General features: G+C 65.1%; 1 protein-coding gene. It reads left to right on the top strand.

What is annotated here, in order from left to right; all coding sequences use genetic code 11:
* Nucleotides 1–66: 66 nt before the first annotated feature.
* Nucleotides 67–1,037, top strand: a 971-nt coding sequence (locus D2K64_RS23740) for an IS701 family transposase (RefSeq protein WP_120010899.1), incomplete at its 3' end; no start/stop codon positions are given.

Genomic DNA, 1,037 nt, shown 5'->3' with positions numbered 1-1,037 from the left:
TAGCATTACAGTTGCGGTTTTGGATGATCTCTGAATCTATGGTGGACCGTGATTCGGAGATCATGGATGTCAGGCGCCTCGATCGAGACAACACTGGAACTCTGGGCGTCGTCGCTGCGTGAGGTCAAAGCCCGCATCCGGCCGCTGTTCACCCAGGAGCGGGTCGCGGCTTCGGCCGGGTTGTTCCTGGATGGCCTGCTGGGCGCTGAGCGGCGCAAGACAGGCTGGATGCGAGCCGAGGCGGCGGGCGATCCCGGGCCGTGGCGGCAGCAGGCTATTCTCGGCCGCGGTCGCTGGGAGGCCGACGCGCTGCGCGACATCGTGCGAGACTACGTGATCGAGCATGTCGCCGCAGAGGATGCCGTACTGGTCATTGACGAGACCGGCTTTCTCAAGCAGGGCAAGGCTTCCTGTGGTGTGGGGCGGCAGTACACCGGCTCGGCGGGCAAGATCACCAACTGCCAGATCGGCGTGTTCGCAACCTACGTATCACGTCACGGCCACGCCTTCATCGACCGTGCCCTCTACCTGCCCAAGCGCTGGACGGATGATCCGACGCGCATGTCCGCGGCCCACGTTCCTGCCGGAACCTCCTTCGCCACCAAGCCCGCCATGGCGCTCAGCATGATCGAGCGCGCCATCGGCGCAGGCGTGCCCTTTGGCTGGGTCGCAGCCGATAGCGTGTATGGCGTCGGCGACATCGAGATGGCGCTCCGCCGCGCGGGCAAGGGCTATGTGCTCGGCGTCAGCGCGACGTCATCCTTTAACTCCTGGATCGGCAAGCCTGAAATCGCAGGAGCAGCGGAGGACATCGCCAAGGGTCTCGATCCTGCTGCCTGGCAGCGCCTGTCCGCTGGACTGGGCACAAAGGGCGAGCGCCTGCATGACTGGGCGTACCTGGAACTGGCGGACCTCGAAGCTGACGAGTTCAGTCCAGGAGCGAAGGGGCTTTGGACGCGCGGTCTGCTGATCCGCCGCCACATCGCCGATGGTGAAATGGCCTACTTCGCCACCTGGTGCCCGGCCGGAACGCCGAT

Source organism: Teichococcus vastitatis (assembly GCF_003604215.1).
GTDB lineage: Bacteria > Pseudomonadota > Alphaproteobacteria > Acetobacterales > Acetobacteraceae > Pseudoroseomonas > Pseudoroseomonas vastitatis.
This window is presented reverse-complemented; position numbering and strand designations above follow the sequence as displayed.